Source organism: Vibrio proteolyticus NBRC 13287 (assembly GCF_000467125.1).
Lineage (GTDB): Bacteria > Pseudomonadota > Gammaproteobacteria > Enterobacterales > Vibrionaceae > Vibrio > Vibrio proteolyticus.
The window spans coordinates 44440-69624 of the sequence record NZ_BATJ01000007.1 but is presented as its reverse complement, the minus strand read 5'-3'; the positions used below and the strand labels follow the sequence as shown (position 1 = coordinate 69624).

The window sequence follows — 25185 nt, the reverse complement described above, 5'->3', positions numbered from 1 at the left end:
GTTCTGGGCACTGTGCCACTTTTCTCGACGTAAATGATGAGGAAAGCCACGAGAGAAAGGTGCAATTGATTTTATAATTAACTGAAATAATTAATAAAATTAACCTTTCCCGAACAGATAGATAAGGTATTTATATTAACCCAAGGCACGATAAGGTTACCTGCCCGGCCACCAGTTGTTCTTTTTGCGCTTTAGAAAGTTGCTTGATAGCGTATTCAATTTTGAGCGCTTCGCTCCGTGAATCCGTCAGCTTAACACTCCATTCGAGTGTTAACGGGCCACGACCTTTTAACGCCTTGGCCCCTTGTCCACGACTGTGCTGATCAAAACGTCTGTCGACATCGGTCGTAATGCCGCAATACAGCGCATTAGCTTGCGTTCTGATCAGGTAGATATACCACAGACTCGACATTTATTGTGTCAGTGCGTTGACCAGTTCACGCAACTCACTGACTTCAGCCTGAAGTTCAGAAACTTGCTGCTCAAGCGATTCAATTCGCTCTTCGTGTACACTTGCTGACGCTGTTGGTTGGTGTCCACCCGACTGGGCTTGCAACGCTTCTACATCCACCTCACCACAGAACAAATGTTGATAGCGCGATTCCCGTTTGCCAGCTTCACGAGGCAATTTGACCACCAGGGCACCCGCTTCACGACCGGCCATCGCCTCTAACACAGCTTCCACTTCTTTCACATCATTAAAGTGGCACAAACGATTAGTTCGGGTACGCAGTTCACCAGGCGTTTGCGCTCCGCGAAGTAGCAAGCAGCACACGATCCCTTTTTCTTGCTCATTAAGTTTAAGATCACCAAATTCGGTGTTGCAGAAGCGATGTTGAAACTTATTTGCGCGACTGTTAAAGCCGCTTTCATCACTCACCAGACGGCGCGAAATCAACGCTTCGACGGCATCCTGAACATCAGCGTCAGACAGCGACATCACTGGATCACGGTTGCTTTTCTGGTTACAAGCTGTCGTCAGGCTGTTTAGGGTGAGTGGGTAGTAGTCCGGCGTCGTGACTTCTTTTTCTATCAGACAGCCAATAATTCTGGCTTCAACTGCGCTTAGTTCGATATTCATGGTTCAATCCTTATTCTTCTTTCACCACTTCGCGCCTAATGCTCGCCAAGCAGCGGGACTTTACGCAACTGTCCGTCCTCATCAACAATGACGATGGTCGCTCGATTGAGCTCTATCTCCGTCACCTCCTGACGAGTCCTTTCTGTTTTATAAGCATCGCTCAGCTTTCTGGATTTGTTAGCCGGAGTGGGATTTTTTTCAGATTTGGGAACAATGATCTCTGAGGTCAACATCACTCATTCACATCAGTGTCATTACTAGGAGCCCTAATATAGCGCTACCTCCGACAGAAACAAGTGTTTGCGTGTGAAACACGCTGACTTGCTGATGTTTTAAACAATTCCTTAGTTTCTCGCCTATCGCATGGCATATAAAAGTTGTAAACAACCGCGGCTCTCAACGCTATTGATATAAAGAGTATGTATAGAAAAAGGCAAACCTGCATCAGATCACAGAATTACCGCCCTGCAGCTTTTAGTTTTAGCCCGAAGTTATCTGTCTAACTTCATCTTTTTGCTTTTCGAATACACCACTTACGGCTTGTTCAACTAAAAGAGCCGCAGGAATCATTATGATAACGACAAAAACAGGAAGTGACGCTCCACGTGTTGATTCTCCAGCCGTTTGGAGATCTTCAGACACAGCGTGGATGCTTGGTTTGTACGGTACGGCCATCGGCGCAGGCGTGTTGTTTCTGCCGATAAACGCGGGGATAGGTGGGCTGATGCCGCTGTTAATGATGGCGGTACTGGCCTTCCCATTAACGTATTTTTCTCACCGCGGACTCGCGCGGTTTGTGTTATCCGGCAGTCAACAGAGCAACGACATCACCGAAGTGGTTGAAGAGCATTTCGGTGCGCGAGCCGGTAAACTGGCCGCCCTACTCTATTTTATCTCGATTTTTCCCATACTATTGGTTTATGGAGTATCTCTGACGAATACCGTTGAGAGTTTCGTGACTCACCAAATGGGAATGATTGCTCCCCCTAGAGTTGTGCTTTCGGTCACCTTGCTTGCTGGTGTCATCGGCATAGTACGTTTTGGTGAAGAAATCATTGTTCGAGTAATGGGAGTGCTGGTGTACCCATTTGTCGCAGTTTTGATGTTGTTGGCGGTGTATCTGATCCCTCATTGGAATGGTGAACTGTTTTCGACGTCATCTATCGTGGCATCCGCAGCCAGCGGAAAGCTAGGTATGACATTGTGGCTCGCCATCCCTGTTATGGTCTTTTCCTTTAGCCACGTACCCATCATTTCTGCGTTCGCGAAGTCCAAACGGAAAGAATATGGCCCGTCGCTGGTGGATCAAAAGTGCTGTGCGATTCTCAAACGTGCACACTTTATGATGGTGGTCACGGTAATGTTCTTTGTCTTCAGTTGCTTATTGACGCTGTCACCACAGCACCTGCTAGAAGCCAAACAACAAAATATCACGATACTTTCGTATCTCGCCAATCATCTGGGTACGCCATTGATCGGTGTGGCAGCGCCGATCATTGCTTTCGTGGCGATCACCAAATCCTTTCTGGGCACATATATTGGTGCTAAAGAAGGCTTTGTCGCTCTGGTGAATCGAACACCCCGTATTAAAAATCAACCTTTGAAAGAAAATCAATTAAATGACCTTGCCGCTCTGTTTATTTTACTCTCGGTTTGGTTTGTTTCTACATGGAATCCTTCTGTACTAGGGATGATAGAAATGATTAGCGGGCCGATTCTGTCATTAATATTATTTCTTCTTCCTATGTATGCTATTCACAAGTTACCTTCACTAAAAAAACACAGAAATAAAAACAGTAACACTTTCGTTATTTTAATAGGCATTGCGGCTCTATCTTCAACGTTATACAGCCTGATATAAGTAATAAACCAAACGCTCAACACAAGAACTTTTACATACACATAAATACCTTGTTCTGCGCACTGTTTATTCTGTTCGCAGAACAAGGATGGGTGAATTAATATGGCTCGTTCAACAACACTCCCTACGCAATTATCAACCACCACCTGGCGACAATCCGACACTATGTGGATGCTCGGACTCTATGACACCGCCATTGGCGCTGGTGTACTCTTCCTTCCCATCAATGCGGAGGTAGGCGGATTACTTCCGTTACTGATAATGGCGATCCTCGCCTTTCCAATGACATATCTGCCATCATATACAACCTGGACACTCTGTTCTAAAGGTGCAAAAAGCCGCGTTCAGCGGCTTTTTTATTATCCATTTAACAATACCGATTTTTGGGCAAAAAAAAACCAGCCTCGTTAGAGGCTGGAAAAGACAATATTTCGCCAGATTAGACAAGTTTTAAATGATTACACTTATACGAGAAATTTCCTAAAATAGGAAGGTTTTCAAGTCAGTTGCTCTTAAGAGACATTATATGGTGTCAAATAAAACCCCTTCAGAACAGTTCTATAATTACGTATTAAACTCAATAAAATGTCAGAATAAAGTCATGAGACAACAAATAAGAACTATTAAAAGAACAAAATTAATTTATATAAACCAATAATGTAAAGATAAAATAAACAATCGATGATTAGTATAAAGCTTTTATATAAAAATAATAATGACATTGAAAATAGAGCCTTAAAGCTGTATAGAGAAATATATTACTAATTATATTTATTTAAGAGCTATCATTTCATGAAAAAAACCTTAATTAATATTTTGTTTATTATCATTATTGTTAGTGTTATTTTGCCATCGTTTGTTTTTGCCTCAACAGAAATCAATACGTTGGCTTCGAGTCAGCCAGCCTCTCCTTTAACAGCGCAACAAATGTTTCATGACGCTGACCTGGTGGTCAAAGGCGTCATGCTGAGTCTGATCGCGATGTCTGTCGTGTCCTGGACTCTGTTTATCGCCAAAACCTGGGAGCTAAGCCGCCTTAAACGAACGCAGTCTCAACAAAAACAGGTAATTGCTATGGCAAGGGATGCCCAACACGCAGATCTCCTTTGTCGCAAAGCTGGTATCAGTTGTCCGATGCTCTCCGTTGCCGTCAACGAGATGGCCAGCAGCAATAGCATGTATTGGCGTGAACTACAGGATCGAATCAGCACACTTTCCTACCAATATATTTGTGCTCTTAAAATTCAGGCCAATAAACACACCGGAGTGTTGGCGACCATTTCTTCCACGGCGCCTTTTATTGGCTTATTTGGCACAGTATGGGGAGTAATGAACAGTTTTATGGGTATCGCCACGACTCAATCAACCGACTTGTCTGTGGTTGCTCCCGGGATAGCAGAGGCCCTGCTTGCAACAGGTGTCGGGCTTTTCGCCGCTATCCCAGCTGTCATCATCTACAACTATTTCATACGACAGATCCACACAATCGGTTATCTGGCGAACGATATTGCCATAGCGATTGATGTCCTGACTTCCCGCAGTTTGAGTAAGAGCCATGAGAAAGCACTACACGTCTGATGATTGCAACGAAAACAACGAAATCAATATCACTCCTTTTATCGATATCTTACTGGTGTTGCTCGTCATTTTTATGGTAACCGCATCCGTAAGCACAACACACATGAATATACGGCTTCCCGAACTATCGCAAAAAATGTCACCCGTGACGGCTCCCCCCACCAGCATCACGATAAAAAACGCCGAGAATTCACTGTTGGTTGACGGTCATAAGGTGCTGCTGAGTGAGTTACCAGACACATTATCTGACTTGGTGCCTGACACAGAAGTAACCATTTTCGTCAGTGCAGACCGCGCTACCGCTTACGCGCGTATCATGGAGGTGTTAGACACACTGCAACAATTGGGTTACACCAGCATTTCACTGATGGCAAATTCGAAGTAAAAAGGCCCCGGTTCGATACCGTGAGAACGTTCATCAAAAGTTAAAATTATCAGAATTTCGTTGTGATATTGCAGCGCTACGCTGGTTTTAAACAAGAGTGGCGACAATTTCATCAAGAGAATGAAAGGATTGATCTTAGGGCTGTTATGCGCAGGCATGTTGTGATTTAATCATTGACAGTTAATGTAAATTCTGGGGAAAGGACCTATGAGTAGTGTATTTGAAATCGTAAGTCAGGCACGCCGAAAAAATAAACTGAAACGTGAGCTATTGGATAATGAGAAAAAAGTTCGCGACAACCGTAAACGTGTTGATCTGCTTGAAAACTTGCTGGACTACATCAAACCAGACATGAGCCATGATGAAATCGTTGCGATCATCAAAAACATGAAAGCAGACTACGAAGACCGTGTAGACGATCACATCATCAAAAGTGCTGAAATTTCAAAAGAGCGCCGTGAGGCCAGCCGTCGTATTCGTGAGCTAACTGAAGCCGACAAGCAAGTCACTCAAGGCAAAAAATAAGTCAGGTGAATGATTCAGCAAGCCCGCAAATACGCGGGCTTTCTTGTATACAGGGAATTTATCTTTCAACAGTATTGGTAATTACATTTTTGATAATAGCGTTAAACGTTTGCGTAATCGCTAACCTTCTCCGTTCATTATTTTGGGGCTTTTATCACACATTTAGCACTGTTATAGTTCAAACCAGTTAATTAAACAGACCATTCGAGGCATGGAGCTTCCTCAATAATCTCACGAAGAGAAGATTGGTACCCACACTGACACTGTGCGGCATATACAAGAGGGTCAAATAATGGACATGAACATGGTTGAAATTATGGGTTACGCAGCCTCTATTATGGTGGCGATCTCGCTCACCATGAAAGACATCGTCAAACTGCGCGTACTTAACTTTATTGGTTGTGCACTTTTTACCGCTTACGGTCTGATGATCGATGCATGGCCAGTTGTTGTGACCAACGGTTTCATTGCCTGCGTCAACGTCTACTTCCTGACTAAAATGCAACAAGAAAAAAAAACCGGCAGTAGCGCTGAAAACGTTGCATAACAACTAATCAAATGAACCTAAAAATCCCCGGAGAGCGACTCTGGGGATTTTTGTATGTATCAAATGTCATCTGGTAACTTTCGTTGTGCGTAACGCAAAGGATAGCGAGTACTTGGTCGGAAGAATGGTACCAGCTTGTGAGCCAGTTTTATGATTATATTGGTCGGCGCATAGCTGTAACGCTTAGCATCAATGACCCACGTTCCATTACACTGATTTAACGTATGCAATCCATCTGGAAATGGGGCCGACGGTGTCAACTCCTGCCATTCCCTCTCTCGATATTCATCGCGACTGAGCGACTCAATACGCATCAATAGAATGGAACGGCCGTACACTGAACCTTCTGATGTCTGTGCTACCCGGAAAAGTTGACTGTTATGCTGCAAAATTGCACCGCCGTTTCGGCCACTTTGAGGACTATCCGCAATCGGAGACTGGGGGTGTTCAAAAAACGTTGACGTCAACTCATCAGCCCGGAACAAACGCTGCTTGGTTGAGGCTTCATTGCTGGACGTAAAAAGGTAACAGCCATCCTGATTCGGATACAGAACACTGTCAACATACTCGTGACCAGAAAGCAAATCCCGGACATAAATAAACTTTTGATTTTCCGGTTCAAAACGGTACAGCTTAATTACTTTTTGATCCGACGTTTCCGGTATCAGATACAACTCGCCCTGATACTCAAACATATAGGGAAACGAAACATGCCCATTCTGTGCATTGATATCGCTAAAAAAATCGTATTCCTTGCCTGCTAAGTCGAAACATTTCAGTTTCCCCTGCCCGACGAAATAGCTATACACTTCAAATGCGAGATAAGGCAGGCCATCAAGCTCGAATAAAAACGGATCCGCCTCAAACGAATAACCGGCGAAGTTGTACCAGCGTACCTTCTGATAAAAATCCGCGTCTGTAAAATGGCTGTCTCGTACCACACCGATCTGCCATTCCTCCAGACGAAACAACTTATCCACTATCGCTTTGAGCATCCGTTTGCTCCTCCTTAAATGCCAGACAGGTCTTTAAACCAATCCCACACACCAAATGAGAAGTGCTTGAAAACATCAATACCAAGCGCCGACTTGATCAGATATAACGCCAGCAGTGCCAGTACAATAATCGCGACAATCCCCAACGTAATGGTCGCGGTTAACAAAAAATTCAGCAGCCGCGATTTCTCATACCGAACGGCACGCCGCCGATCGCGTCCTGCAAGTAACACGAAGTAATAACGTTTACCAATCCAGGGAATGGTTTTCCTGACATCCAGAGGATGCCGGGTGACTAACCCCATCGCATCGATGGTTCGTTCAATTTCGTTGCGCTGCGACTCATCCAGACTATCTGCCACGTCTTTATCCAGCATGTGATAGAACTGCTTAACGGCTTTACTTCGGTTATCGATCACTCTTTTACTTTCCTGCTGCTTTGTTCCAGACATTCAGTGTCTGCTGAGCTATTTCTGCCCAGTTGTATTTGCTGAGATACGCTGAGTAATCACAGCGCTCCCCGATGTGGGCCTGTTGTAACTTATCGGCTAAGGCATCCACGTCCGATACAGGGAAGTACACGCGATCTTCCAGTTTCACTTCTTTATTCGCGGGGATATCACTGACAATAGCTGGCAGTGAATATGACATTGCCTCCAAAAGCGCTATAGGTAACCCTTCATGGTAAGACGGCATCACATATAGCCCAGCCTGAGAGAATATGGTCTGTAACTCATCACCACTGACAAAACCAGTCAACTGCACGCCTGGTGTCGTTTCAGCCCGGTGTTTCAAATTCTCACTGTATGGCGTCGGATGATCAGCGTCGCCGACCAAAACCAAAGGTTTTTCAATGTCCGCTTTCTGATACGCACTGATCAGGTCATGGAAACCTTTTTCTTCAACAAACCGTCCAACAGCAACAATATACGATTTCTCGGCCAAACCATGTTTGGTCAAAATTTTCTGCTGAACGCTCGCATCTATAGGTCGTGGTTCTCGCACACCGTTATGTATCAAATGAGCATTAAGGCGACCGTATTTTTGTTTTATTAAATGATTGATCACTTCTGAAATGACGATAACATCATTGGCATAGGTCACCGCCATTTTTTCACCAAGTTTGAGTATCGCTTTGGCAAACGCTCCCCACTTCTGGCGATCATAATCAGGGCCATGATGCGTGAAGACTACCCGCTTGCCCAGTAATCTTAACAGTGGCACAACCAACCCTGGACCAATAGCGTGTACCTGAACCACTTTTGATCCATCAGTCAGGGTGGTGAGAGCGGCCAGAATGGAATGCAAGATGGCTTCCAGCGATTTCTTTTGGGGTGCCCAAACCGATTTAAGCTGAACCCCATGATACTCGCTCCGCGTGTACTGCACATAAGGTGATCGTGCAATCACAGTAATGTCAATGTCTGACTGGCTGGCCATTTCCGGATAGAGGTTCTGACAATGGGTTTCCACTCCGCCTAACACATCGGGTATTCCGCGCGTGCCGAGTACAGTAACTTTCATGACGTTTCTCCTACCAGAGATTGATACAATGCCAGCAGATGCTGCTGATGCGTAGTTAAGGTATATTTTTCTTCAAAGCGATGACGCGCATTAACCCCGAAACGATCAACCAGCTGTGTGTTGTTCGCCAGGTTGTCCATGGCACTTGCCAAAGATTGCGCATTGCCCGCTTCGAATAACCGCCCTTCAATGCCGTCACGAACTTGCTCAGGAATACCGCCGATATCAGCCCCTATCACTGGCTTGCCATACGCCATGGCTTCAATTACCGACATAGAACAATTCTCGTAGCATTCAGACGGTACAATTACCGCCGTTGCATTGCGAATCAACGCATGCAGCTCATCACCACTTTTAAACCCGAGCATATCGATATTGTCATACCGTGCACTGATCTCGTCATACAACGGGCCGTCACCGACCAACTTCAGTGATATATGACGCTGGCTCAGTTGATAAGCATCGGTCAACGTTGCTACGCCTTTTTCTTTACTCAGGCGTCCCAGATACAGGAAGTAGCGGCCATCTTGCGACTGTGATGCATCAATGGATTCATCGATACCGTTGACGATCACCTCGATACGATTATCCGGCAACTTCTGGCGAATAATCTTCGCCAGAAACTCACTCGGAGAGACAATCACATCTAACTGGTGATAGTTTTTCGCCAGCGACTGAAATGTTGCTTCTATCGACAACAATAAACTCTTAAACGCAGAGCCTTGCTGGCAACGGTAACGAAATGCGTTCCATACGCTTCCTTGCAGACATGCTTCGCAGGTGTGGCCATCCCGGTACATCGTGTAGCTCGGACAAGCAATTTTCGTGTCGTGTGCCGTTAGTACTGTCTTGCAACCATGATTATGCGCAACTTTAATAATCGATGGCGTCAATTGATGATAAATATTGTGGAAGTGGACAATGTCCGGCTGCTCCTGCTTTAGGAGTCGTGCTAGCTTTTCACACGCCTCCGTATTATGAATAAAGTGGATGGCCGTCTGTATCTTTGAAGAAAGCGAGTGCCCACCATGATAGTCGACGTTACTGACGAAAAAGTCTGAGTATGGCGATTGGAGATTGTTTTCATGTTGCATCGCAAAATCAACCACCTCGATGCCCGCTTGTTTTACCCGTTGCCGCTCCTGAAAAAACACCGTTTCAGCGCCACCTTTGTGAAAGAAAAACTTATTGACCATCAATACTTTCATCTCATCTCTCTCTCACGTTGTGTTCTGGTGCAGCCATTGGATCTTTGACCGGACGAAACAGTCCAACAAAGAATCCGACAGAATGCATGCTGAGATTCAAGATGCTATAAGCACCGGCTTTAACAGAACGATTCCGCACAGTTTTAAGGATAAAAAAGCCCAATAATGGGATCAGCGCGAATCCCACTAATGCCGGATTCAGACTCAACAGAGACAACGCAATCAGAGTGAGATAGCCACCAAACAGCAAGGCATTTTTTACCGTGAACAAAGCTTGCTTAAAATGCGACTTACCAAACGCGCCTCGCAGCAACTCGCCCGAACCGAACAGATAGCCGCTGCGCCAACGGTGGGTGAGCAACGCCAATGTCGACAGATCATAAGAGTGGTGGTAAAAGTATGGCACATTCAGACGATGCAGTTTATAGCCGGCTAACGTCAGGCGCATACCCAGTTCGGCTTCTTCATACGAATGCAGGTTTCGGTTGGTCAGGTAACCTATATCATCAACGGCGGCTTTACGATACATTCCGCCACCACCAAGGTGGTCGCAGTCTCCGATCGGATAGATTGTCGCCAGTCGTTGCTTACGTGACTGAAACTCGTAGCTGACGGCCTCATCCATTTCAACCGTGCCGGCAACGCCTGCGTATTCCGGGTTTGTCTGCAAGAAATCCAAAGCCAGGCGAATAAAACCGGCTTCAAGCTGCATGTCACCGTCCATCAGCAACAAAAACTCTCCCCGAGCATGCAAATACCCCAGTTGATGTCCGACCCCACAGCAACGTTCATCCGCACGACGTAACGCGATCACCGTAGCCCCATGCTGCAAAGCGATCTCCTGAGTGGCGTCGGTCGACAAACTGTCCGCAACCAAAATTTCGTAAGGCAAACTTAACGCATCCAACTGAGTCCGGATACTTACAATGGTGTTGGCGATACCAGCCTGCTCGTTAAATGTTTTGATGATCACGCTGATCATTGGTTTTTCAGTCATATCACTGCGTGCTCGCGGTTAAAACAGACTTTCGGATGACCAAAATGGCCCCCAGTGAAAAATAAAAAAGAAATTGATACATAGGTGTTAGCATCAGAATCTGGCTGTACGGCAAGCTCAACAGCCCGGCAAAAATAAACGCAATATATGCGGGCTGCCAGGACAGCAGTTGCTTATCCGTATGGTTTAGCTCTTGGCTGGCGAGCAACGGCCTAGGAAACGCAATCTGGACGGCGTATAAGACAGTCATCACGTAGAACAGGGTTCCAAACAGGCCGATTTCCCACAACATCATACTCAACGATGTCGAGTCCAACAGCAGGTTAAATACGATGTTGAGGAAACCGGGCGCGACGCTACTGCCGTGGTTTGTGGCGTTCAACCCATACCCAAACAACTGACTTGGTAACCCATATAAATCGCTGTTGTTGAACCAGAAAAACAAGGTAGTTAAACGTCCTAACTCCCCTGACGGCATCACGTAATTGGGGTCAAAAATGTAGTCGAGTGATGTGATAAAAATATCCAGTGCGCTGGTGGTCGGATCCGCGCCGAGCGAAGAAACGTATGACGCAGCCAAAATTGCAATCGCAATCGCGATCAAACTGAACACGCCACCAATGATGGCCAACATCATTTTCAAATCGTAGCGCTTCATTCCCGCCACATAACTTGGTGCAAACCAGACAAACGCCAGAAGCAAAGGTGAAATCAAAATAACAAATTTCACCTCACCTACAATGCACAACAAAAAGGCGGCGCCAATATGCAGGGCGGTGCTCTTTTTGCTGGCGACGCCATGTTTGTATTCTGAGAGCTTAAGCAGCATGATCAGCATACAAAAAAGCCCCATGGCCGCAGTATTTCCGCCTCCCATAGGATCGCCACCAAATGTGCCAACCACGGAATCCCATTTTTCGTATTCACCTTTAAACGCGACTCGCTGGGGTACTACCACTAAGATTTGATACGCAATTACCGGAAACTGAAGGTAGAACACCCAATACAACGCTTTTGTTACACGATACAACTGTGACTCACGGCAGAAACCAAGCAACATGCAAAGCATCACCAAGCTCAACGCCAGCTCATTTTTGAGTCCAACAATGGTAACAGTGAGCCCACTTTGCAAGACGGTCGATATCACCGCCATCGCAAAGAAGCCAACAAACAGCGTCATCGTGGCAAGCTCTTGGGGGTCAAGAGCGAACGCACTGTAACGCGTCTGCATCATCAACAGCCCAAGCATTAGAAACGCAAGAATAAATGGCAACCACAGCACCGCCCCGATGCCAATAAAATACTGAATCAGACCACACGCTACCAAGGTGGCAAAAGTATACAGTTGCAAGAACAAGCCATTATTCAATGTCACGCAATGGTTACCCCTTCAGCCCGTTTCAAACTGCGCGCCCTTTGATTCACGCGTACGTAGATAAACGCGTAGCGCAGCGCCGACAACAGAGCGAACGCCAACACCGAGTAGGCATAGTCGTTATAGAAATACGGAAGAACGACAAACGCCGCCACCACCACCAATAACTGCTCGACCTGAATGCGTAAAAAATATTTGGGAGATCCAAATACCAGTTCAATCACCGTAAGTGGGCACACCGCCAACGCTGGAAAGAGATACGGCAACATGTAACGGGATGTCGGAATTGACTCAATCCATTCATCACTAAACCCGAGCTGCATAACGATAGGGTAAAAGATAAACACTCCTGCCGAGGCAACCAGCCCCAACACAAACAGCAGCTTGCGGACTTTAATGAATTCATCGTAATTAAATCGACTGTTGCGAAAATCGATCGACCATTTGGAAAAGATTGAGTTTCGAACGGCGTTACCGACAATGATCACAGGCGCAAGACAAAACCGGCTGACCACTGCAAAGTACCCTGCCGTTAACGCCGAAAACCAGAAGTTGATCAGAATTGTCGGGAGATTCGAATTGGCCATCGCCAGCACTTCGGCGCTGCCAACTTTCATGATGTGGCTGCGATTTTCCAGGAAAAATTGCCAGTTGGCCGCTGGCGTCCACTGTGACCAGGTTAACGCTTTGAAATCAATCGAGTAGCTCAGCCAAAGCACAATCATGATCAACAGCATAGCCGCCCAAAGCTGGTAAATTTGTGTGGCACTGTGACTCAATAAAATGGCACTCATCACCACCAGTGATGCTGACATTCTCTGCAGAGCCAACAGTTTCATTTTTTCGACTCTGAGCAACAAGTTTTCAGAGACCAAAATCCAGGCATGACAAAGCGTCAGCACATACAAAATCGTTACTGACCTGTTGAAGATCATCGCGACAGCTATTGCATAAGGAATCGCGATGATTGTCGTCTGCACTAAGCAGAACACAATGTTCTGTGACAAACATTCTTCTTGTTGTTTGGGCAGAATTAACTGAGACGCAAACATACACACTTGCGCGCCGATCAGAACGATGCTGTATGTCAGCGCATAGTTACCCACCTCGGCCATACCGTAATAGTGGGAAATCAGCCAGATCGAAAGCGCACCAATCGCCTGAGACATCACAGAAGAGCCGGCGATTGTGGTGATGCTACGAATCAAACTCATGCTTGCTCCAGCGTATCCAAAGCAAGTGACGATCCCTGAGCAACAAATGCTTTGCTTTCTTCGCTTTGCAGATCATCATCGTTGACCTGATTTAGCACACCAAAGACGCTTTGCTCTGCCGACATCGTTAACTTACTCAGTTCACGCGTCAGTTCCGGCGACTGATGCTGATTGGCTTTGACCACCACCACCAGAACATCCAACACTCGAGATACCAAAAGAGTATCCTTGCTCTCTTCCAGCGCTGGCAGATTCAGGATCAGTTGATCATATTGTTGCGATAGCTGATCTATACAGGCCGTAAATTCATCACGGTCAAAAAAGACCAGAGGCGACTCATCCAGCTCACCGCGTGCGACAACGTCTAAATTTTGTCGAACACCAACAATTTGCTCCTTACCCAACTGGTTGACCAACGCATAAAAACCGCCCTGCTGTTGATTCTCTTTGGCCGAGGCGAGCACCATTGGGTGCGAAGCCCGGTAATCCAGATCCACCAGCAGTGTGCGCTTTTTATCGCTCATCGCATCAGCCAGTAAACGGCACAGCGAAGAGGCTCCTTCATCCGTGAAACAAGACGTTACACCCAGCACTTTCATCTGCGGTGCAGCGTCGAGGTGAATTGCGGCATTAATACCGTGGACAATCTCAGCTGAAGCCGGGTTTTCACTGATGCGACGCAACCAGTCACCTTGGGTTTCGAATTTGGGTAAATCTCCCGCGCTGTCCAGACCCAATCTGCCTCGCAACTGACCGAGATGGGTAATTCGACGATCCAACGCGGCCATAACAATCACTGCCAACACACTGAGAATAAATGTCATTACGCACACCATCGCGATCAGCAGTGCTTTATTCGGTTTCTGTGGTTTCTCCGCCACCACCGCCGGATCGTATATCACGGCATCCGACTCACGGTATGTCGACGTCAGACTTTGTTCTTTCGTGCGTAAAAACAGTTCTTTGTATAAATCTTCGGTCTTATCGAGTTCAGTTTTGAGATCATTGTAGTGATCACGCTTGGCCACCAACGCTTTGTAATCTGTGGCTTGGTTATCCAGTAGTGCTTTATACCGCTGCTCTTTAATCAGTGCTGCCTGATATTTCTTCTGTAAACCCTGTTTCAATTCATTCAGTAATAGATAAGTCTGCTTTTTGATGGCATCAATCTGCGCCTGGGCCTCCTGAATCTTATTGTGTTTGGGGCCATAACGACGGCTCAAATCTGACAAGCTACGCTGAGCCTGAATCAAGGCAATACGTAGATCCTGAAGTTGAGCGTGACCAGAGATCTCCGGTAGCGATGCCAGGTTCTCAATCGGTCCATTTGCAATTTTCAACATGGTCTCGTAGTCCGCCTGAGCAGCCAGACGGCGCTCTTTCGCATCCGCGTATTTATTGGTCGTGATGCCGAGATTCTCAGTCTCAAAACCATCGATACCACGAAATGTCAGCAAGCCTTGTTGATTCAGATAATCCGCCATCTCTTTTTTCTTGGCGTCGACCTGAGCTTTCAGCTCTTCCATTTGCTGCGCATTCCACTCCTGTGCAGCTTTGGTTTTTGTTATTTTCTGCTCAATGGTGTAGTCGACAAAAGCCTGAGCGACACCGTTGGCTATCTCTGCCGCGCGTTCTGAAGAGGCCGATTCATAGGAAACGTAAACCAGTTGAGTACGCAATATCAGTGTAAATGACAGGTTTTTCCGCAATGTTTTTAGCGCATTCTCTATGCGGGTTTCTTCTGATAACGTCCACTGGCTTTCATCGTTCTTTTCATCGCCATTGAATGCTTCATCTTCCTGCAATTTCAGTGACGTGATGGCTTTTACCAGAACAACGCGTGATTGCATCAGGTTATATTGCGTTTCGTAGTACGGATCGCGTGTGGAGTCGTAACCGTCGATTTGCTTGAGCGGTGTGGCGTTATCTTGTTGCGCTTTGATCATGACCGTGGCCGTCGAAACGTACTTCGAGGTCATTTGAGCCACCAAAGGGACGGAAATACCCGTCACGATTACGGTGGCCAACGTCACTTTCAGCCAATGCTTTTTAAGGGCCCGAAGAAACGGCGTGAAATCAATACTACTTTCAAGCTTGCGGCCACTTTCTACCAATGAAATCGTCATATTAGAAAAAACTCTGTTCAACTATTACCGTGTCACCCGGGCTAACCGGATGTGTCAGTTTTACATTCTTTATCAATTGGTTATCAGGCAATCGAATGTTGATATCTCCACGGTCCGCCCGATCAGTAAAGCCCCCAGCCAAAGCAATGGCTTGTTCCACCGTCAATCGAGGTTGATACTCATATCCGTTAGGGCTGGTTACTTCTCCGGTAATGTAAAACTTACGAAACTGTTCCAGATTCACCGTTACCATCGGGTTTCTTAGATAATCGCCACGCAAACGGGTTTCGATATCGGTTTCGATCTCAGCAGGTGTTTTGCCCGTCAGCCGCACATTCCCGATGTAGGGGAAGTTAACCTCGCCGATTTTGGTCACCTTGAGTTTCATTGACATATCCGGCTCGCCATAGACCAGAATACTGATCTGATCACCAGTCCCAAGGCGATAATCGTCATTGGACGAGTAAACCTCAGTTTGGGCTGGCGAGGATGAGCTGGGTTCAGTGCCTGCTTGCGCCCAAGGCGACACCAAAAACATCACAACTAAAAACTGTACTAGCCACTTCTTCATTTAGATTTGAACCTTCATTGTCAACTGCACCACACTTTGGTCATAACCCAGTGTTCGCTCTACAGGAGTAGTTTGATTGGCACCGATAAAGAATGTATCGGTGTCTTTGTTGGAATCTTTCATGTTGTACACATAGCTCAACTCAAACCGGATTGAGGGACGAAAATCGTAACCAACTAACGCTCTGACGGTCTGAACATTGTCTCTGCGATTATTATTCGTGACCCGATAGTCTTCAGTAAGATAACCGTAGGCAAGCTTGGTAGACAGTCGGTCAACCCACCAATGATGCTCCCATGACGCGCCCACTTTGGAATCCAGTATGTAGCCCCCTTCTTCCGACGGATCTTTCACCTTTTGCCAGGTATACAATTCCAGCATAGAGTGTTTCAATGGCTTCCATTGCGCTTTGATATCCCAGTTTAATCCGGTAAAGCTTTCGGCCGCAGGGTTATTATCAAAATCCTTGTACAACAAAGCGATATTTCCTTCTATCCAGGTTTTACCGGTTCGTTGTGTTTGAATACCGTAAAGCAGGTAGTATTCACTGGTGTCTTTCAGTTCATTCACGTCATACTGACGATAATTGCTAATGAACGAGTAGCGAAAGCGGGTCCTTGACGAGTATTGATCAAACAGCTCGACAATCAGGGAATTCTCGCGCCATTCCTGTTCACGAATGTACTGCCGAAAGTCCTCTTGGATGTCATCGGTATCCCGAAAAGAAAGATCTTTCGTTTCGACTGCGACCTGCAAGCTGCCGCGCCCCTCAGGTGCGCCATAACTGTATCTAAGCTGCGAGTCGACCAGTGAGGTTTTGAGCGCCTGATGAATATTGAAATCTTGATACTGACCGTACGTAAAACCTTCGGTTGTCTCTTGTCCGCGAGCCTCATGGCCCAGTGTTTGTGCAATATTCCAGTTCAGCCCATGGCGTAAGCCAAAACGCCACTTTCCTTCAAACATGTAGAAATGATCGTTGAAATCATCGTCTTCGCTGCTGTTGTAACGACGATAATTGCCGTTATACATCAGGTAATAACGATCTTCTCCACGCTCTCCCGTCGCCTGGATCATCGGCGACAACTGGTAATAGACAGAGGAAACCGCCTGTCCTTCCGGTGTTTTTTCTGCCTGATACGTAACATTACTGTCGTGGCCGTAATCCAACCCAACCTGGCTCTGAAAATCAATACCTAATGGACCAATATGAGATTTAGGGGTAAGGTCTGCCCAAACAGGCTGGCTCAACAATCCAGCAAGCAATGCACAGTTAGTAAGCCGTTTCACTCACAAAACCTTTAAACACAGTTAAAAAGATTATTTTCAGATCAAACCACAGTGACCATTCCTGCATGTACTGAATGTCGTACTGTACGCGTTTTTCCATTTTGTCGACGGTTTCGGTTTCCCCTCGATAACCGTTTATTTGCGCCCATCCGGTGATCCCAGGCTTAATTTTGTGGCGAATCATGTAATTATCCACTATCACCCGATATTGTTCGTTATGAGCGACTGCATGTGGTCTTGGCCCCACAATCGACATCGTCCCCTGCAACACGTTAAAAAATTGCGGTAGTTCATCCAGAGAAGTGCGTCGAATGAAGGCACCAAACTTGGTCACTCGCGGATCGTTTTTCGTGGCCTGAGTCACTACGACTGAATTTTCCATCACTTTCATTGAGCGAAATTTCCAGACTTTGATTTTTTTTCCTCCCAATCCATAACGATCCTGCTTAAACAAAATCGGCCCGGGGGAACTGAATTTGACGCCCAATGCAACAAACAGCAGAACGGGAGAAATCAATATCGTTATTGCACCGCCGATGATGATGTCTTCGATGCGCTTGATCACTGCGCCGATACCATCAAAAGGAGAAGAAAAAACACTGAATGTCTGCACATTACCTACCGTATTGATCTGCGATACCGAGAGGTTGTAGCTGTACAAGTCAGGTACGATGGACGTATCCACTGTCGTGTCTGACAAGCGATCGAGATAATCCCGGATACGATCTTTCGCCACCATAGGTAACGCAATGTAGACATCATCCAGTTCGTTGTTTTTCGCTTTTTCAATTAATCCGTCTACCTGGCCGCGAAACGGGCTTTTGATCAAATAGCTAAAGCGCTCTTCTGAACGGTCATCATAAAACTCAATCTTCACATCTTTTTTGCGGTAATCGCGCAACAATGCTTGTTCAATAGCAAGCCCGGCCGGAGTCAAGCCAACGATCGCAACCCGTTTCGTCCGCCGGAATGTCCGGTAGAGCTGTAAGCCTATTAGGCGCACCGATAATAACACCAGGATACTAGAGACAATCCAGATGTCGTACATACTGCCCTTTAAGTTGTTTATCGCAGAGCCTTCCATGCCGTTTAAGGCATGCTTCACAACAAACATCGTGATGTAGGTCAAAAGGGCCGTCATCACAAAGCGAGCAATCAACCGCCGCACACGCATCGGCAAACGCAGCTCATACAACTTGGTATTTTCACCAAATAACACGAACAAAATACCGAATATAACTGCCGCTGAGATATCAACTATTGTTTCATTTTTTCCTGACTCACGGATGAGCCAGGTTAAAGAAAAATTGATGACACAAAAATCGATAATTTTCACGACAGTCGCGTAACCATTGTCGACAAATTTTAACGTGTGACGGGATACCATTTACGCCTCAAATAAAAACCAATTTCGAATCAGGGAAACAAATAGAATTTGAATAAAACCATCTGGTTAGCATAGACCATTCCCTAGAAATATCATTAAATTAGCGTGATTTGTCCCTATTTTTTGGATGGCTAAATTACACAAAATATTTCTTGTCACGTCAAAATTTTGTCAATTATAGAAAAAAGAAAAGGCCTTGCCGGAATACTCCGACAAGACCTGTCAACACCCGTTAATTATCATTCATCATCAAGTGAAATTAATTTTGTGTTCCCACCATGCGCTTTTTCTCGCTGACGCTGTACCAAAGCATAGAAACCCGGAATGAGGAACGTTCCCGCAAGTAATACACACAACAACCCGCCAACTAAGGATATGCCCAGAGAATTCTGACTGACATGCCCGGCCCCCGCAGCAAAAATAAGCGGGAATATCCCCAGAATGAATGACCAAGAGGTCATATTCACCGCCCTGAAACGTAATTTCCCGCCGGTTACTGCTGCTTTATCAATAGCAACATCTCGCTCTTCTCGCTCAATTTTGGCAAACTCGACAATCAAAATCGCGTTCTTTGCTGCCAGTGCGATAAGAAGGACTAAACCAATCTGGGCATACAAATTGAGAGGGGTTCCCGTCAAATTCAATGCCAGGAAAGAACCCAGTGTCGCGATCGGCACGACCAGAATGATCGCCAGCGGAATGCTCCAACTCTCATATTGCGCTACCATAAACAGATAAATGAAGATCAACGCCAGTGCAAACGCAAAAATCGCCTGATTACCCGCTAACACTTCTTGATACGCCATCCCTGTCCACTCATATTGGTAGCCCTGTGGTAGCATGTCAGCTGCGACACGTTCCATCGTCGCAATTGCGTCACCACTGGAATACCCAGGTGCAGCCTGCCCCTGAATGATGGCACTGCGATACATGTTGTAACGCCAGGCGACATCAGGCTCAAACACTTGTTCATAACTGATCAGCGTACTCAAAGGTATCATCTGCCCGCTTGCCGAACGTACATGGAATCGCTGCAAATCGTCCATACTGCTACGGTGATGGCTATCTGCCTGAAGCGTCACACGAAAGTTTTTTCCGAACATAGTGAAATCATTCACGTACAGCGACCCAAGGTTACCCTGTAGCGTTTGGAAGATTTCAGACAGGGAAATGCCCAGTTGCTTGGCCTTTTCACGGTCAATATCCACGTAGTAGTGCGGTACGTTGGCTCGGAACGTACTGAAGCTGAACGCAATCTCAGGCTGGGCATTGGCGGCCTGAATAACGTCATTCATTACAATGGCCAAGTCACTGCGGTTGCGCCCTAGCGTATCTTCCAACACAAACTCGAACCCCGACGCCGCGCCCATACCCGGAACCGCAGGTGGGCCCATAGCAAACACCACTGCCTGAGGCAGTTCTTTGGCAGCCCGGGCATTAACACGCTGAACGATCGCGCTAGAGGAATGATCGCCATTCAAATTATTGCGGGTTTCCCAATCATGCAATTTGATGAACATCGACGCCCCGTTAGATGCCGCCGCCCCGGTCATAAACGAGTATCCATTAGCTACGGTGACACCATCCACGCCTGGCTCTTGTTCAATCATTGCCATCAGTTGTTCGGTGACTTCTTCTGTGCGAGACAAAGAAGCAGAGTCTGGCAATTGCACATTGACCAGCATGATCCCCTTATCTTCCTGAGGCACAAATGCGGTTGAGGTGGTTTTCGCAAAGAAGCTCACCGCGGCTACCGCAACAATGAAAAACACCACCAGTAAAGCCGACTTCTTCACCAGAAAGCCGGCAATTTGACCATAACCGGCGGTCACTTTATCCAACCCACGGTTAAACGCTTTAAACCAGTTCGCGGTGTTGCCTCCTCCTTGTTTAAGAACCAATGAACACAGCGCTGGCGACAACGTCAACGCGTTAATCGACGAGATCACGACCGAGATACAGATGGTCAACGCAAACTGGCGATACATGATCCCAGTAATACCCGGCAGCATCGCAACGGGAAGAAAGACCGCCAAAAGCACGAGTGTTGACGTGATGATCGGCCCAGTCACCTCCTTCATCGCTAGCAACGTTGCTTTACGAGGTGTGATGTTCGGGTCGTTCGCCATGGTGGTGTCCACGTTTTCGATCACCAGAATCGCATCGTCCACCACAATGCCAATAGCCAGAATTAAGCCAAACAACGTAACAGTGTTGATGGTAAACCCGGTCGCCAGCATCACGGCAAACGTACCGATCAGCGAAACAGGAATGGCCACCACTGGTATTAATGTGGCACGAGCACTACCCAGAAACAGATAGGTCACCGCGATCACCAGCAAGATGGCCTCAATCAGGGTTTTAACCACACCTTTAATCGATTCCGCCACAAACACCGTCGTGTCATAACTGGTTTCATAGGCCATTCCTTGCGGGAAGGTGTCGCTCATTTCAGACAACAAAGCCATCACCGCCTTACCACTTTCTAGCGCGTTGGCATCCGATTGCAACGACAGTGCGACGATAGAAGCATCCTGGCCACGGAATTTACCCTGGCCATCGTAGAACTTTTTACCCAGCTCGATACGCGCTACGTCTTTGAGATAAACCGACGCACCGTTACGGTTGGCACGCAGTACGACATTCTCAAACTCGCTAACCGTTTCAAGACGACCTTTCGTAACTAAGTTAAACTGAACTTCCTGCGCATCGTTGTAGGGTGCGGCGCCAATTCGCCCTGCCGCGACCTGAACGTTTTGCTCGGCCAGAGCCTGATAGATGTCGGAGGTGGTTAAGTTGAGATTGGCCATTTTTTCGGGGTCGAGCCAGACACGCATCGCGTATTCGCCGCCCCCAATCACATTAACCTCACTGATGCCTTTCACCCGTGCGAGCTGATCTTTGACATTGAGATTGATGTAGTTAATCAGAAACTGGTCGTCATACTTGCCATCTGGTGAATAGAAATTCAGTACCATCAGCAAGTCGGGGGAACGTTTTTTTACGGTGACCCCCACCATACGCACTTCTTGTGGCAGTTTGGATTCAATCTGCGATACCCGGTTCTGCACGTTGACCTGAGCCATGTCAGGGTCCGTACCGACGTCAAATGTCACCGTCAGGTTATAAGACCCATCGTTGGCCGATTTCGAAGACATGTAAATCATGTTCTCGACACCATTAACCGACGTTTCGATCGGGTCGGCAATCGCCTGTTCGACAACTTCAGCGCTCGCACCGGTATAGAATGCAGACACACTAACCGACGGTGGGCTGATTTTCGGATATTCCGCGACCGGCAGAATAGACAGCGCAATGGCGCCGGCCATGGTCAGAATGATGGAAATAACCAGCGCAAACTTAGGGCGCTGGATGAAAAAACGACTTAACATCTGAGCACCTTAGTTATCTTGTTCTGACTGAGCAGTATCCTGGATCCGGACACTCATTCCATTTCGCACGCGCTGTAAGCCTTGAGTGATCACCATATCATCTGGCTGCAAACCTTCCCGGATAATGATCCCCTGCTGGGTTTGGTCACCCAACTTAACATTTCGTCGCTCTGCGATATTGTCCGGAGCGATCACCATGACAAAGTTGCCTTCCAAATCGGTTTGTACAGCGCGGCGTGGAATCACCAATACGTCACGATTTTGCTTTTCACGCAATTCAACTCGCACATGCTGACCTGGAAGCAATTGATGATCTGGATTATCGACGACCGCGCGCATCGCAATCGTACCGGTATTGAGATCAATACGGTTGCCTAAGTAGTCCAGTTTCCCAACGTGGTCAAAAGGTTGGCCGTTCTCCAGCATCAACGCCACTTCCACTTCGTTTGCTTCAGCTTTACCGTTCCCTTGGATACGGTCTATACCAAGCGCCAGGCGTTCACGTTCACTGAGACTGAATGAGGTGTGTACCGGATCCAGACTGACCAGCGTCGTCAACACCCCTGTGGAAGGCGACACCAGATCACCGGTACTGACTTTACTGTCGCTGATCCGGCCACTGAACGGGGCACGGATCTGCGTATACGACAGGTTTACTTTCGCTAGTTTAAGCTGAGCACTGGCGGCTTCAACCTGAGCCTCCGCACTGAGTCGCTGAGCGGTCAGATTATCGAATTCCGACTGAGAAATACTGCCGCGAGGCAATAGATTTTTGCCGCGCTGAAAGTCAAGCTGCGCCTTTTTCAACGCTGCGTTGGCCTGAGCCAGTGATGCATTAGCGCTGGCAAGTTGTGCCTCAAAGGAAGACGGTTCAATGCTGTACAGCAATTGGCCTTTTTCGACCATTTGACCTTCTTCAAAATGGCGCTGTTTCAAATAACCAGATATCTGGGCGGTGATCTCAGTATCTTCGACCGCTTCAATGCGACCAATGTAGTTGCGACTGTGCTGGTAAGGAACGACGATGACATTTTCCGCCGTGACCAGAGCTATCGGTGACGTAGGTTTCTGTGCAGACTGTTCACCGCACCCAGCCAGAATCAGAGCGCTGGCGAGCGTGGTTATGATGAGCTTTTTTTTCATGGAAAACCGCTGAATAGATTGGAACAAGGAATAGGAACCTAATCAACGGTATCATCAGAAATGTCTGAAAAAAATCAAAGCCGAATGTCGTTTTGTATCAAGATATTGCTGTTGATTTTTCTTTGCTTTCATTGATATTTTTTAATAATTCCCGCGGCGAATCCCAAGTGTAAACCAATTCAGGAACCTGATTGCCACACGGAGCATTCCAAAGGCGGCGCAGTGAGTTTTTACCACCAAGATGATTATAAAATTCAACCGCTTGATGGTTGTTTTCCATCACTTCAAGATACACGCCACCATCAGAAAAGTATTGTTCAATCCACTCAGTGATTTCCGTCAGCAACCGCGTTCCCAGGCCACGACCACGGAAACTTTCGTCGACGTGTAAAGCATCAATAATGGTGCCTTTTTCAAAGTCATGATTGCCAAAGGCACAAACGAAGCCACACAGTAGGCCCCCCTCTTCGAGCAGCAGGACATGTTGGTTAAAAGGGGGATTAAGGAGTCGTGTTTGCCAGATGGCGGTGCGCTCTTCCAGCACCTCATTCATCAGGTACTCATCGCCAAGAATGCCGTTATAAAAAGTCCGCCAGCTTTGAGCATGAAGTTGTGCAATTCGTTTATAGTCGCGATATTCCGCTACTTTCAATTCCATATTTGGTTCCTTATTACTTCCTGTAATGATTTACCGAACGTTCATACTATTCATTTAGGCCAAAAAAGCCAAACATTCCATTCACACTTTTTACAAAGTAAATTTGACTTACACGTGTACGCTGATATTCTGGCGAACACTTGTTAGCTCAAAGGAAATTTCAATGGAAACGCAAAATAAACCGCCGCTGATCTGGCTGAACGTGTTTATTTTCTCTTTCAGCATGCTGTTGGCCACCGTTGCCGCTCCCTGGTACGGATTTGAGTTCGGTTACGGCAGTGAGCACTGGATCTGGCTTCTGATTACGTTTTCTTTTTGTAATCTGTCGATCACTGCCGGGTACCACAGATTGTGGTCACACAAGGCTTACGAAGCTCATTGGAGCTTGCGATTCCTATTTGCGCTGGGTGGCGCTTTTGCCCTTCAGAATAGTGCGCTGCACTGGAGTTCTGACCATCGCGTCCATCATCGCCATGTCGACGACAACGACAAAGATCCTTATTCCGCTAAGCTTGGCTTCTGGCACTCACACATTGGTTGGATGTTACGCCATTACAACAAAGCGACCTACTCCGATTACAGCAACTGTCGTGATCTTCAAAAGGATAAAATCGTCATGTGGCAACATAAGTACTATGTTCCACTTGCCATTCTGATGAACATCGGCGTTCCGGTTGCATTGGGCCTGATCTATCAGGATGTGTGGGGGATGTTACTGATGGTGGGTGCTGTTCGTCTGGTTCTGAATCATCACACCACGTTTTTCATTAACTCTCTGGCACACATCTGGGGCAGCCAGCCCTATACAGACAAAAATACCGCGAGAGATAACGGTATTCTGGCCTTTTTCACATTCGGTGAGGGGTATCACAACTACCACCATATTTTTGAAAACGATTACCGCAACGGGATCTTATGGTGGCAATACGATCCGACCAAATGGTTAATCAAAACATGCGCCTGGGTGGGACTGGCAGGCAAGTTGCGTAAAGCACCTCAGTTGAGAATTGAAAAAGCCCGCGCACAAATGAAGCTTCAGACCGCACGTTTCAATATCCAGCAGTTGCCAAATTATCAGGCGTTAAACGAGCGTCTGCAAACTGAGTTCGATTCGCTGCTGCAAAGCATGAACGAATATTACGAAGTGAAAAAGCAGCTACTGGAGAGTAAAAAACAGGATATGGTGCGCCGCTATGAGCATTCCCTGCTGAAAGTTCGTTACCAGCAGATGAAGCAGACCCTGGAAGAACGCCGCCAATCCTGGCAAGCGTTGACGGCTCAGTACGCATAAATGTAAAAGAGAAAAATGGGGCTTAAAGCCCCATTTT

At 46.8% G+C, this 25185-nt stretch carries 22 protein-coding genes and 1 pseudogene; 7 read left to right on the top strand and 16 right to left on the bottom strand.

The window, feature by feature from the left end:
- Nucleotides 1-130: 130 nt before the first annotated feature.
- Nucleotides 131-412, bottom strand: a complete 282-nt coding sequence (locus tag VPR01S_RS10165; protein ID WP_021705237.1) for a GIY-YIG nuclease family protein — start codon at nucleotides 410-412, stop codon at nucleotides 131-133.
- Nucleotides 413-1081, bottom strand: a complete 669-nt coding sequence (locus VPR01S_RS10160) for a YceH family protein (protein WP_021705236.1) — start codon at nucleotides 1079-1081, stop codon at nucleotides 413-415.
- A gap of 571 nt (nucleotides 1082-1652) precedes the next feature.
- Here VPR01S_RS10160 and VPR01S_RS10150 point away from each other — a divergent pair.
- From VPR01S_RS10150 to VPR01S_RS10120, 6 genes and pseudogenes are all read left to right on the top strand, one after another.
- Nucleotides 1653-2942: an SLC5/6 family protein gene (locus VPR01S_RS10150; protein WP_021705234.1), complete on the top strand. Its 1290-nt coding sequence runs from the start codon at nucleotides 1653-1655 to the stop codon at nucleotides 2940-2942.
- 102 nt (nucleotides 2943-3044) lie between these two features.
- Nucleotides 3045-3233: pseudogene (locus VPR01S_RS22240) on the top strand (HAAAP family serine/threonine permease); the annotation flags it as partial.
- A 501-nt stretch (nucleotides 3234-3734) separates the two neighbouring features.
- Complete coding sequence (gene exbB / locus VPR01S_RS10140) at nucleotides 3735-4520, top strand: tonB-system energizer ExbB (protein ID WP_052035744.1); 786 nt, start codon at nucleotides 3735-3737, stop codon at nucleotides 4518-4520.
- Nucleotides 4498-4905, top strand: a complete 408-nt coding sequence (locus VPR01S_RS10135) for an ExbD/TolR family protein (protein ID WP_021705231.1) — start codon at nucleotides 4498-4500, stop codon at nucleotides 4903-4905. The genes exbB and VPR01S_RS10135 overlap by 23 nt, the downstream gene beginning before the upstream one ends.
- A 207-nt stretch (nucleotides 4906-5112) precedes the next feature.
- Nucleotides 5113-5430, top strand: coding sequence for a DUF496 family protein (locus tag VPR01S_RS10125; RefSeq protein WP_021705230.1), 318 nt, complete (start codon nucleotides 5113-5115; stop codon nucleotides 5428-5430).
- 292 nt (nucleotides 5431-5722) lie between these two features.
- The gene (locus VPR01S_RS10120) at nucleotides 5723-5977 is read left to right on the top strand and encodes a YgjV family protein (protein ID WP_021705229.1); all 255 of its coding nucleotides are present in this window, start codon (nucleotides 5723-5725) and stop codon (nucleotides 5975-5977) included.
- A gap of 59 nt (nucleotides 5978-6036) precedes the next feature.
- On the opposite strand, the gene VPR01S_RS10115 is transcribed toward VPR01S_RS10120, so the two are convergent.
- The 14 genes from VPR01S_RS10115 to VPR01S_RS10050 all read right to left on the bottom strand — a co-directional run bounded on the left by VPR01S_RS10115 (nucleotide 6037) and on the right by VPR01S_RS10050 (nucleotide 23857).
- Nucleotides 6037-6972 carry a glucosamine inositolphosphorylceramide transferase family protein gene (locus VPR01S_RS10115; RefSeq protein WP_021705228.1) on the bottom strand — a complete coding sequence of 312 codons (936 nt, stop codon included), beginning with the start codon at nucleotides 6970-6972 and terminating at the stop codon, nucleotides 6037-6039.
- Between the two features lie 14 nt (nucleotides 6973-6986).
- Nucleotides 6987-7424 (bottom strand): hypothetical protein, encoded by a 438-nt coding sequence (locus tag VPR01S_RS10110; RefSeq protein WP_040902556.1) that lies wholly within the window; start codon nucleotides 7422-7424, stop codon nucleotides 6987-6989.
- A complete protein-coding gene (locus tag VPR01S_RS10105; RefSeq protein WP_021705226.1) occupies nucleotides 7396-8496 on the bottom strand; it encodes a glycosyltransferase family 4 protein in 1101 nt (366 codons plus the stop codon). Before VPR01S_RS10105 ends, VPR01S_RS10110 begins: the two co-directional genes overlap by 29 nt.
- Nucleotides 8493-9704: a glycosyltransferase family 4 protein gene (locus VPR01S_RS10100; RefSeq protein WP_021705225.1), complete on the bottom strand. Its 1212-nt coding sequence runs from the start codon at nucleotides 9702-9704 to the stop codon at nucleotides 8493-8495. Before VPR01S_RS10100 ends, VPR01S_RS10105 begins: the two co-directional genes overlap by 4 nt.
- Nucleotide 9705: 1 nt before the next feature.
- A complete protein-coding gene (locus VPR01S_RS10095) occupies nucleotides 9706-10701 on the bottom strand; it encodes a glycosyltransferase family 2 protein (protein WP_021705224.1) in 996 nt (331 codons plus the stop codon).
- Nucleotide 10702: 1 nt separating this feature from the next.
- Complete coding sequence (locus VPR01S_RS10090; protein WP_021705223.1) at nucleotides 10703-12076, bottom strand: hypothetical protein; 1374 nt, start codon at nucleotides 12074-12076, stop codon at nucleotides 10703-10705.
- Complete coding sequence (locus VPR01S_RS10085) at nucleotides 12073-13290, bottom strand: lipopolysaccharide biosynthesis protein (RefSeq protein WP_021705222.1); 1218 nt, start codon at nucleotides 13288-13290, stop codon at nucleotides 12073-12075. The genes VPR01S_RS10090 and VPR01S_RS10085 overlap by 4 nt, the downstream gene beginning before the upstream one ends.
- Complete coding sequence (locus VPR01S_RS10080; protein ID WP_021705221.1) at nucleotides 13287-15416, bottom strand: GumC family protein; 2130 nt, start codon at nucleotides 15414-15416, stop codon at nucleotides 13287-13289. The genes VPR01S_RS10085 and VPR01S_RS10080 overlap by 4 nt, the downstream gene beginning before the upstream one ends.
- Nucleotide 15417: 1 nt before the next feature.
- Nucleotides 15418-15987, bottom strand: a complete 570-nt coding sequence (locus VPR01S_RS10075) for a polysaccharide biosynthesis/export family protein (protein ID WP_021705220.1) — start codon at nucleotides 15985-15987, stop codon at nucleotides 15418-15420.
- A complete protein-coding gene (locus VPR01S_RS10070; protein ID WP_021705219.1) occupies nucleotides 15988-17277 on the bottom strand; it encodes a hypothetical protein in 1290 nt (429 codons plus the stop codon).
- Entirely contained in the window at nucleotides 17261-18664 is a 1404-nt protein-coding gene (locus VPR01S_RS10065) for an undecaprenyl-phosphate glucose phosphotransferase (protein ID WP_021705218.1), read from the bottom strand. The genes VPR01S_RS10070 and VPR01S_RS10065 overlap by 17 nt, the downstream gene beginning before the upstream one ends.
- Nucleotides 18665-18903: 239 nt before the next feature.
- The gene (locus VPR01S_RS10060; RefSeq protein ID WP_021705217.1) at nucleotides 18904-22056 is read right to left on the bottom strand and encodes an efflux RND transporter permease subunit; all 3153 of its coding nucleotides are present in this window, start codon (nucleotides 22054-22056) and stop codon (nucleotides 18904-18906) included.
- Between the two features lie 9 nt (nucleotides 22057-22065).
- A complete protein-coding gene (locus tag VPR01S_RS10055; RefSeq protein WP_021705216.1) occupies nucleotides 22066-23199 on the bottom strand; it encodes an efflux RND transporter periplasmic adaptor subunit in 1134 nt (377 codons plus the stop codon).
- A gap of 97 nt (nucleotides 23200-23296) precedes the next feature.
- Entirely contained in the window at nucleotides 23297-23857 is a 561-nt protein-coding gene (locus tag VPR01S_RS10050) for a GNAT family N-acetyltransferase (protein ID WP_021705215.1), read from the bottom strand.
- 163 nt (nucleotides 23858-24020) lie between these two features.
- Here VPR01S_RS10050 and VPR01S_RS10045 point away from each other — a divergent pair, with 163 nt between their 5' ends.
- Entirely contained in the window at nucleotides 24021-25148 is a 1128-nt protein-coding gene (locus tag VPR01S_RS10045) for an acyl-CoA desaturase (RefSeq protein ID WP_021705214.1), read from the top strand.
- Nucleotides 25149-25185: the final 37 nt, after the last annotated feature.